The sequence below is a fragment of the Pseudomonas pichavaramensis genome (assembly GCF_050473265.1).
Taxonomy (GTDB): Bacteria; Pseudomonadota; Gammaproteobacteria; order Pseudomonadales; family Pseudomonadaceae; genus Aquipseudomonas.
The window spans coordinates 62,803-72,527 of the sequence record NZ_JBJKFJ010000018.1 but is presented as its reverse complement, the minus strand read 5'-3'; the positions used below and the strand labels follow the sequence as shown (position 1 = coordinate 72,527).

General features: G+C 60.3%; 11 protein-coding genes. 4 read left to right on the top strand and 7 right to left on the bottom strand.

What is annotated here, in order from left to right:
* Nucleotides 1-43: 43 nt before the first annotated feature.
* From ACJRW5_RS23065 to ACJRW5_RS23040, 6 genes are all read right to left on the bottom strand, one after another.
* A complete protein-coding gene (locus tag ACJRW5_RS23065) occupies nucleotides 44-1,342 on the bottom strand; it encodes an OprO/OprP family phosphate-selective porin (protein WP_484572819.1) in 1,299 nt (432 codons plus the stop codon).
* A gap of 158 nt (nucleotides 1,343-1,500) precedes the next feature.
* The gene (locus ACJRW5_RS23060) at nucleotides 1,501-1,833 is read right to left on the bottom strand and encodes a YnfA family protein (RefSeq protein ID WP_484572818.1); all 333 of its coding nucleotides are present in this window, start codon (nucleotides 1,831-1,833) and stop codon (nucleotides 1,501-1,503) included.
* 9 nt (nucleotides 1,834-1,842) lie between these two features.
* Entirely contained in the window at nucleotides 1,843-2,271 is a 429-nt protein-coding gene (locus tag ACJRW5_RS23055; protein ID WP_484572817.1) for a hypothetical protein, read from the bottom strand.
* Nucleotides 2,272-2,345: 74 nt separating this feature from the next.
* Nucleotides 2,346-3,509, bottom strand: a complete 1,164-nt coding sequence (locus ACJRW5_RS23050) for an MFS transporter (RefSeq protein ID WP_484572816.1) — start codon at nucleotides 3,507-3,509, stop codon at nucleotides 2,346-2,348.
* Between the two features lie 99 nt (nucleotides 3,510-3,608).
* Nucleotides 3,609-4,421: an SDR family oxidoreductase gene (locus ACJRW5_RS23045; protein WP_484572815.1), complete on the bottom strand. Its 813-nt coding sequence runs from the start codon at nucleotides 4,419-4,421 to the stop codon at nucleotides 3,609-3,611.
* Nucleotides 4,422-4,525: 104 nt separating this feature from the next.
* On the bottom strand, nucleotides 4,526-4,894 hold the full coding sequence (locus ACJRW5_RS23040; protein ID WP_484572814.1) for a DUF2784 domain-containing protein: 369 nt from the start codon (nucleotides 4,892-4,894) through the stop codon (nucleotides 4,526-4,528).
* A gap of 167 nt (nucleotides 4,895-5,061) precedes the next feature.
* Between ACJRW5_RS23040 and ACJRW5_RS23035 the strand changes: the two genes are divergently transcribed.
* The 4 genes from ACJRW5_RS23035 (at nucleotide 5,062) to ACJRW5_RS23020 (ending at nucleotide 8,504) form a co-directional block, all read left to right on the top strand.
* The gene (locus tag ACJRW5_RS23035; RefSeq protein WP_484572813.1) at nucleotides 5,062-5,283 is read left to right on the top strand and encodes a DUF2061 domain-containing protein; all 222 of its coding nucleotides are present in this window, start codon (nucleotides 5,062-5,064) and stop codon (nucleotides 5,281-5,283) included.
* A gap of 190 nt (nucleotides 5,284-5,473) precedes the next feature.
* Nucleotides 5,474-6,772 carry an alpha/beta fold hydrolase gene (locus tag ACJRW5_RS23030; RefSeq protein ID WP_484572812.1) on the top strand — a complete coding sequence of 433 codons (1,299 nt, stop codon included), beginning with the start codon at nucleotides 5,474-5,476 and terminating at the stop codon, nucleotides 6,770-6,772.
* Nucleotides 6,773-6,788: 16 nt separating this feature from the next.
* A complete protein-coding gene (locus tag ACJRW5_RS23025) occupies nucleotides 6,789-7,532 on the top strand; it encodes an MlaA family lipoprotein (RefSeq protein WP_484572821.1) in 744 nt (247 codons plus the stop codon).
* Nucleotides 7,533-7,649: 117 nt separating this feature from the next.
* Nucleotides 7,650-8,504 carry a pirin family protein gene (locus ACJRW5_RS23020; RefSeq protein WP_484572811.1) on the top strand — a complete coding sequence of 285 codons (855 nt, stop codon included), beginning with the start codon at nucleotides 7,650-7,652 and terminating at the stop codon, nucleotides 8,502-8,504.
* A 5-nt stretch (nucleotides 8,505-8,509) separates the two neighbouring features.
* On the opposite strand, the gene ACJRW5_RS23015 is transcribed toward ACJRW5_RS23020, so the two are convergent.
* Entirely contained in the window at nucleotides 8,510-9,691 is a 1,182-nt protein-coding gene (locus ACJRW5_RS23015) for a patatin-like phospholipase family protein (RefSeq protein WP_484572810.1), read from the bottom strand.
* Between the last annotated feature and the right edge of the window lie 34 nt (nucleotides 9,692-9,725).

Below are 9,725 nucleotides of genomic sequence, written 5' to 3'. Positions count from 1 at the left end.
CCCCGCACATGGCGGGGTTAAAAAAGGAGCAATCAGGTTTTACTTAGAACACATACTGAGCGCGGAAGACCATACCGTCGCCGTCGTCATCACCGTTGGCGTTGGTAGCGTTGTCGACCTTGGCCTTGACGTACACACCGCTGATCTTGACGGAGTCGTTCACGTACCAGTTCACACCCAGGTTATGCACTTTGGCTTCGATATCGCCAATAGCGGCACGAGCACCGTTGTCGTCATCAACCGACAGGTTGTCGTAGCGGTAGAACAGTTCCCAGGCACCAATCTGCTTGTTGTCAGGCTTGATAGCGTCGAACTTGCCGAGTTTGTAGCCGCGAGCTTCACCGGTCAGGGTGTAGGCCACTTGGGCGTAATAGCCTTTGCCTTCGATATCGTCGAAGGCAGCGCTATCTGCTTCCATTTCGCGCTTGATGTACTCACCTTGCACGGAGAACGGCCCCATGGCGAACGCAGCTTCGATACCGAAGGCGCTGTCGTCATCGTAGGAACCGGCCGGGGAAACGTTGATGCCTCCCAAAACCAGACGGTTGCCGTTGGTGCCAGCATCATTACCGCCGCTGGTGCTTACGCCGCGCATGCCCATACGGCTACGGATACGGCCGTCGAAAGCGGTATCGGAAAGATCGCGCTGAGCGTAGTTCACACCCAGGTGCAGAACGTTGCCAGCTTCATGCATCGGGGCGAAGACACCGCGTACGTTGAACTGCTTGGTGCTTTCACCGTCAACGTCGTTCTGATCCTTGGAGCTCAGGCTAAACGAGCCGTACAGCGAGTCGCCTGCGGTACCGGAAACCTGAATACCCAGGCCGTTCTGGTGGCCGTTGGCCCAGTCAACCAGATCGTAAGCGGCATTACGCTCCTGAGCGGTAACCCACTTGGAGCTGGTGGCTTTCTCCAGACCAAACTCGGGATCGAAGCGACCCACCTTGATGGAGACTGGAGCGAAACCGTTGTAAGCAATGGAAGCTTCGTCGAAGTAACCGTCTTCGGAGCTGCCAGCATTGTGCGAGAAGTCGTAGCTGATCACGTATGCCCAGTCTTTGTAGACATAGCCCGACAGCTCCAGGAAAGCACGACGGAAGTAGGCTGCATCGGCGTTGTCACCGTTAGCGGTATAGATGCCATCGAAGGTGCTGTAGTCCGCTTGCAGACGACCGCCGATCTTGAAGCCGAACTGCTTGTCGGTGGTGCCGACTTCCAGACCGCCTTTGGTCTTGATCACGATATCGGCGCCATCAGTGGTAACGGTACCGGCGAAAGCCTGGGCGGAGACGGCCAGAGCCAGGGCGCTGGCTACGAAACCGGCGAAGTGCTTACGGATCATCGAGAAATTCCCCTGTTGGACTTTAGTGTTGAAAACACCCGAGCGATGGGCTCGTTCGTGTTGGGGGGAATCTTGGCGGGGGGTTATTTCAGCTCAGTTGCTGATATATAAAGATTTGATGACAGCGGAACTTTTTACTTCGACTACTTATAAGCAGATCAGGAAGCCTGCAGCCTTGGCCCCAGCAGGATGATCAGCGCCCCGATCACGCACAGCACCGCACCCGCCCAGTCGCTGAAAAGCGGCCGGGTCTTCTCGATCATCGCCAGCCAGAACAGTGAGGCTACGATGTAGACACCACCATAGGCGGCATAGGCTCGCCCGGCGAACGACGCCTCGACCCGCGTCAGAATCAGGGCGAACAGCGTCAGGCTCAGCAACCCCGGCAAAACCCACCAGGCACTGCGGTCGAGCCGTAGCCACATCCAGAAGGCGTAACAGCCGGCGATCTCGAACACCGCAGCGAGCAGAAACCACAAAGCGTTGGTCATCACCTTGTCCTAACCACGCAATGTCCCTTCGCGTTCCCAGGCGCAGCGTACGCGCAGGGAGCCTTCCTGCGGGCTGTGGAACCCGCTGTCGGACTCCCAGCGAAAGGTATGCGTGCCATTGAGCTCGGTGTCCAGATGGACCACCGCACTGGCCCAGTACAAGCGCTTGAGCAACGCCTCGAAAGCCTCGATCCACAGGTTCCACTCGTATTCGACCGCGCCGTAGCTGGCGCCGAAATGAATGACCTGAGTCTGATAGAGGCCTGCCCCGGGCAACTCGCAGAAGGAGAACATCTCACGACCGAGAAACGGCCAGAGCTCACCTGCTGGCAGTTCGGCAAGTACCCCATGGTTGGTGTCACGACGCAGACGACGAAGCTCGGGGTCATCCGAGGGCCAGTCGCGGATACAGCCATAAACGATGGATTCGGACTCCACACCGGCACTCCTGAAAAAGCAGAAAGCCTTCTAACACAGCCTGCCAGGGCAAGAAAGGAACTGGCCCGAATTCTTCAGCTCGACTGGCGTCGGTTACGCCCCAGCAACCAGGCTACCAGCGTCATCAGCAGCGCCAGCGCAGTCAGCACTGCGAATGGCAGTCGATAGCTGCCGGAGAGATCTCGAGCCAGGCCCGTGAGGATCGGCGTCAGGCAGCCCAGGCTGTAACCGGTGAAAAGCATCATTGCCGTCCAGCGGCTGACAGCCAGTGGCGATCCCGCTTCATACAGCGGCAAAACCAGGGACAAAGCGAAAGAACCGCCCAGAGAAAAGCCCATGATCACTGCCCACAGCTCGGGAACGAAACGCGGCATGAAGGTAACCATCGCCAGACAAGCGCAACTGATCGCACCGCAGGCCAGCAACAGTGGATAACGAGCGTTGTAGCGCTGCGCCAGCCAGGGCAAGAGAAACGAGCTGGGCAGCCCCATCAGCATGGCGAGGCTAAGCAGCGAGTTGCTGCGCAACATGCTCAGGCCCGCTTCGTGATAACGCGCCACGGCCCAGGTCGCGATGGCATAGAACAACCCAGCCTGAAGTGCGAAGAAGCAGCTGATCAACCAGGCGCGCGGCTGTCGCCAGGGCAAACCGCCACTTTCGCGCCCTTCGACATCTCCGGCCTGATTCGGCAACCACAGCCAGAGCATCACGCCGAACAATGCCGGCGCCGCCCACACGGCCACCCCCAGATGCCAGGCATCACCGAACAGCGCGGTCGCGGGAGCGGTGAGCACCGCTCCACCAGCTCCGCCGATGGCCATACCCAGTGAGTACCACCCCACCACACGCCCCATCTGACTGGCGAAGTGGCGTTTTATGAATCCCGACAGCAGCGGCCCGGCAACCGCGATAGCGGCGCCCAGCGCAATGGCACTGCCAATCAGCACCACACTCTGATGCGCAGCCAGACGCGCAAGCAGCGCCAGGCCGATCAACCCGAGGCAGAGCACGATAGTCCGCTCGAGCCCCCAGCGCAGGGCCAGCCGAGGTGCCAACGGCGCGAGCAGGCCCATGCACAGAACAGGCAGGGCCGTAGTCAGACTGATGAAGCTACGGCTCAGAGACAGTTCCGCAGCGATACGTTCGATCAGTGGGGCAAGAGAGGTGATGCCGGGGCGCAAATTGATCGCCGCCAGCACCAGGGCCACCAGAAGCAGGGGCCGAGGGACTGGTTTCACAAAGTATCCGAGGTCATTACGGCAGGCAGGCCGGGGCCGCAACCCTAACCCTGCAGGCTGCGCCAGGCAAGCCTGCAAGCTAAATAACTGACCCAATGGTCAGCTGGCAGGCTTGGCCTTACCGCGCATTTTCTCGGCCATGCTGGCCATCTCGTCGTACAGTGCCTGCGGATTCTTCTGCTTCAGTGCCCAGGCCATACGCCCCATCTCATGCGGCAGGATCAGGAAACTGCCGTTGGCCATTTCATCGTGGATGTAGTCGGCGATGTCCGCCGCGCTGATCGGCGAGCTTTCCAGCAGTTTGCCCACCTGAGCCTTCATCGCCGGGGTCGGACCACGGAATGAATCCAGCAGGTTGGTCTGGAAGAAGGATGGGCATACCACATGCACGCCTATCTCCAGCTGGCGCAGCTCCACCAACAGGCTTTCCGACAAGGCCACCACGCCGGCCTTGGCCACGTTGTAGTTGCTCATGCCCGGGCCCTGCATCAGCGCGGCCATGGAGGCGATGTTGACGATCTTGCCCTTGCTCTTTTCCAACAGCGGCAGGAACGCCTTGCACCCTTTGACCACCCCCATCAGGTTGATCGAGATCTGCCAGTCCCAGTCTTCCAGCGACAGCTCGCTGAAGAAACCACCGGAGGCTACGCCGGCGTTGTTGACGATAACGTCGATGCCACCGAACTGCTCGTCGCAGGCCTGTGCCAGGGCGGTCAACTGGCTGTAGTCGCGCACGTCGCAGCGACGGGTGAAGCCGTCACCGCCCGCTTCGCGCACCAGTTTCAAGGTTTCCGCCAGACCGGCTTCGTTGACATCGGCCAGCGCCAGGCGCCAGCCGTCGCGCGCCCAACGCAGGGCAATTTCGCGCCCAAGGCCGGAGCCCGCGCCAGTGATCATCATGCGGTTTTGCATAGCAGCCCTGCCTTCAATGTTTGCTTGCGATGGCGCCAGTGTAGCGAAGGAAATGAAACCTACGGCCCTTCATCAGATTCATGAATGGGCTGGGCAAATCGTGGTTACGCCCTCCTGCGCCAGCGCCAGATCAACCAGCCGTACACCAGCGCGTTAACCAGCAATACGACGAAGCCCAGCCACAACTGGAGCTGCGGTGTCAGCCCGGCTGGATAGATGATTGGTATCAGATAATGCTCGACGAAGCCGCCGTGATAACCCTCTTGCCCCGCCGCCTGGCGCAGCCGATTCTCCCAGGGAGTCAGCGGACAGCCCAGGTGAAGGAGCTCAACCAGCGCCCCCCAGCAGACCGCTGGCAGATGCGCCCAGAGCACGCCAGACCAACGCAACGAGAGCAAGCCACCCAGCAGCACGAACAGGATGAATCCCAGGTGCAGCACTACCAGCGCATCTGCGGCGACTCGCCAGAACACCTAGCTCTCCTCCCTGCCATCCGCCCCGCGCGCATGGATGGTGACTCTCACTGAAAACCTCGCCATAACCAATACCTATCACAACCATACAAACGCAAAATTTCATCAATCACTCGAACGAGACTAGTTTTGAACACAAGACAAAATCATTCTCATCGAGGTGCGCCATGCTCAAGACTCTGACCTTCACTATCATGCATTTCTGCATCGCGTTCAGCGTCGCCTATGTCCTGACTGGCAGCATCGCCGTCAGTGGGCTGGTAGCTGCCGTCGAACCCCTGTGCAACTCGGTTGGCTTCTACTTCCATGAAAAGGTCTGGGCACGGTTCGAGCAGCGCAAGCGCGAAGCGTCGATTCCCAAGCACGCATGGCTGCATCACCACGCCTGAGACGAGCTGCATTCCCCCGGCCATCGCCTTACCGAGACCATGAAGTGATTCGAGCAAGAGGCGGAGTCAGAAAAGAGCGAAACGCGATCCGATGTATCTTGTTGACGGTGCCATGGCACTTTGCCCGACTTGGTGCTGTCATAAGCCAGCGTTTCAATCCCGATGTTCTCTTATTAAAGGGACTTACCACATGCCCAGCCTTGCCCGACTCACCGCCCTGCTCGGCGGCCTGGTCTTCTGTATTTCCGCGACGGCCGCCGATGTGGATGCGCAGAGTTATGGCTACCCACTGACCAATCCCTTCGAAGCCACCATCGCCACCACGCCGCCGGAGCTACGCCCGGCTCTGCCCGATGACAGCGACATCGATCAGAGCGACTACTCCGTACGCCTGCGCCCGGACCGTGAGTTCGAGTTGCTGGACAACTTCTGGCCGGTGACCAAGTTGCGCTACCGCCTGGCCGAGCAGAAAGGCCGTGCGCCGCTGATCTTCATCATCGCCGGCACCGGTGCGCATTACGCCAGCGGGACCACCGAATACCTGAAGAAACTCTTCTACGGCGCCGGCTTCCACGTCGTGCAACTGTCCTCGCCGACCAGCTACGACTTCATGGCAGCCGCCTCGCGCTTCGCCACGCCCGGCTACAGCCCGGACGATGCCGACGATCTCTACCGCGCCATGCAGGCCGTACGGGCCCAGCACCCGAAATTACAGGTCAGCGAATATCTCCTGACCGGCTACAGTCTCGGTGCGCTGCATGCGGCATTCGTCAGCCAGATCGATGAAACCCGCCGCGCCTTCGATTTCAAGCGCGTGCTGCTGCTCAACCCGCCGGTGAACCTCTACACCTCGGTCAGCAATCTCGACAAGCTGGTGCAGACCAGCGTCCAGGGCATCGACAACAGCACCAACTTTTACGACCTGGTGCTGGGCAAACTGACTCGTTACTTCAACGACAAAGGCTACCTGGATATCAACGAGGCGATGCTCTACGACTTTCAGCAGTCCAAGGAAAAGCTCTCCGACGAACAGATGGCCATGCTGATCGGCACCTCGTTCCGCTTTTCCTCCGCCGATATCGTCTTCACCTCGGACCTGCTCAACCGCCGCGGTCTTATCACCCCGCGCGACTACCGCATCACCGAAAGTACCAGCCTAACCCCATTCTTCCAGATGGCCCTGCGTTGTGATTTCGATTGCTATATCGCCGAACAACTGATGCCCATGTGGCGTGTGCGTTACGACGGCGGCAGCCTCAACCAACTCATCGAGCAGAGCAGTCTCTACGCGCTCGAGGACTATCTCAAAGGCAGCGACAAGATAGCCGTGATGCATAACGCCGACGATCTGATTCTCGGCAAGGGCGACATCGGATTCCTGCGCCACACCTTCGGCGAGCGCCTGACCCTTTACCCGCGTGGCGGGCACTGCGGCAACCTCAACTACCGCGTCAACAGCGACGCCATGCTGGAGTTCTTCCGTGGTTAAGCACAGCACTCTATATATTGCCCTGCTGCTCGCCAGTGGGAGCGCGTTGGCCGGTGAAGTCGACGCCGATGGTTTCACCAATCCTCTGCAGAACCTGAAGTTCAACCCTGGGTTGGATCAGCAGGAGTTCGAACGCGCCTCAAGCGATGCCTTGCAGGTCTACGACCCATTGGAGTCATGGAACCGCCGTGTCTACCACTTCAACTACCGCTTCGATCAATGGGTGTTCCTGCCGGTAGTCAACGGCTACCGTTACGTCACCCCGGATCTGGTGGAAACCGGCGTACACAACTTTTTCAGCAACCTTGGGGAAATACCGACCCTGGCCAACAGCCTGCTGCAGCTCAAAGGACAGCGGGCGATGAACAGCACTGCGCGCTTGCTGTTCAACACCATTCTTGGCATCGGCGGTATCTGGGACCCCGCCACGCACATGGGCCTGCCCAAGCAGAGCGAGGACTTCGGCCAGACGCTTGGTTACTACGGCGTACCAGCCGGGCCGTACCTGATGCTGCCGGTGCTTGGCCCTTCCAACCTCAGAGACACCGGGGGACTGGTGGCGGATTATGGTTTGGAGAACGCAGTCAATTACCTCGACGTGGCTGACGCCAGCCGCGATAACCCGGCGATCACTGCCTTACGTGCGGTGGACACGCGCGCCAACACCAGCTTCCGCTACGGTCAGCTCAACTCGCCGTTCGAGTACGAGAAACTGCGCTACTTCTATCATGAGTCGCGCAAACTCAAGATTGCCGATTGAAGTAACACGGCTTAAATATCGACTTAACCGATATTTAAGCCGGATAAATTGCACCCATCAATCGATTCACCTGACATAGCATGAGTCCATTGCTTGAATCGAATGGAGCTCAATGCCATGACCCAACAACGTCGCGTTATCAGCATTCAGCCTGGGCAGCCCGCTTCCGACGGTGCCGGCGTACGCCTCAACCGAGTGATCGGCGGTCCGGGTCTGGAGCGTTTCGACCCATTCCTGATGCTCGATGAGTTCTCCACCGACAACCCCGACGACTACATCGCCGGCTTCCCGCCGCACCCGCACCGTGGCTTCGAAACCATCACCTATATGCTCGAAGGCCACATGCGCCACGAGGATCACCTGGGCAACGTCGGCCTGCTGGGCAGCGGCGGCGTACAGTGGATGACGGCTGCACGCGGCATCATCCACAGCGAAATGCCGGAGCAGGAATCCGGTGCCATGCGCGGTTTTCAGCTGTGGCTCAACCTGCCGGCCAAGGACAAATTGGGCGATGCCGGTTATCGCGACATTCCGGCTACCGAGATTCCACGCGTTATCACGGTCAACGGTGTGGAAGTGGTGGTCATCGCAGGCGAGTTCGACGATGGCGAAATTCGTCAGACAGGTGCCGTGCAGCGCCCGCACACCCAACCGCAGTTGTTCGATCTGCATCTGCCGGCAGGCAGCCGCGTCGTACCGCGCCTGGGCGATGGCCAACGAGTCATGCTGTACGTCTACGAGGGGTTGCTGGAGCTGCCTGACAGCAGTGCGCAGCCGATCAGCGCCGGGCGCCTGGTACGCCTGTCCGACGAAGGTCAGCTACAACTAAGCAGTACTCACGGCGCACGCGTGTTGCTGATCGCCGGCACACCGCTGAACGAGCCCATCGTGCAGTACGGGCCGTTCGTGATGAACACTCGCGAGGAGATCGAGCAGGCCTTGCGCGATTTTCGCGATGGCGTACTGGCCTGAGCCTTTCAGGCCGGCTGTGCGAGCTCGGCCAGGCCTAGAAAACGGCAGAGCTCGGCCTTGCGCGCCATGGCGTCCTGATACCCCAGCTCGATCAGTTCGCTGCAGTAACCTGGCTCGAACAACAGGTAACTGAGCACACCGGCGCCACCGGCCTTGGTCGCTCCGGGCCCACGCAGGAACAAGCGTAGCGCCCTGGGCAGCTCACGCTGATGGCGCGCCGCGATCTGGTCCAGCGGCTGGCTGGGCGCGATCACCAGAACATCCACTGGATTCAATCCCAGCCCCCGCGGTCGGCGCTCCGGCGGCACCAGCTCGCTCATCTGATTGAGCCGTTCGAGCAACTCGATATCGGTTTCCAGATTGTCGATAAAGGTGCTGTTGAGCATGTGCCCGCCTATTTGTGCCAGGCTCGGCGGCCGATTGCTGGCGACGCGGGGCGCAGGCTGGTTCGCCTCGCTCTGAGCATTACCACTGACACCTATGACCAGCACCCGGCTGGCTCCCAGGTGCAGCGCCGGGCTGATGGGCGCCGCCTGGCGTACGGCGCCGTCGCCGAAATACTCCCGATTGATCTTCACCGGCGGGAAGATCAGCGGGATCGAAGCGCTGGCCAGTAAGTGCTCGAGTTGCAGACGCGTGGGAATACCCACGCGGCGATGGCGAAACCAGGGATCAATAGCGGCACGGCCCTGATAGAAGGTCACAGCCTGACCGCTCTCGTAACCGAAGGCGGTGACCGCAATCGCTCGCAACTGACGATGCCGCACCGCTGCTGCGATACCGGAGAAATCCAGCTCGCGCGCCAGCAGCTCGCGCAGCGGTGAGCTGTCGAGCAAGGCCACCGGAATATCCTTGCCCATGCCCAGCAGGCTGTGACCGACGAAGCGCGCCGCCTGACGCAGCACCCCGGGCCAGTCGCTGCGATAGACCATATGGGTATGGAAACTCTGCCACACCGAAGTGAGCCGGCGCACCGCCTCACCGAACTGCAACGCGCCGCAGGCCAGACTGACCGCGTTGATGGCCCCCGCCGAAGTGCCGACGATGACAGGAAAGGGATTGCGTGAGGGATCGGGCAGCAGGTCGGCGATGGCCGCCAGTACTCCGACCTGATAAGCCGCCCGCGCCCCGCCACCGGAAAGAATCAGCCCGGTAACGGGCTCGTGAGGGGGGGCGATGACAGTCATCGGGTGATCCTGTTTTTCGTTGCAGTATAGATGG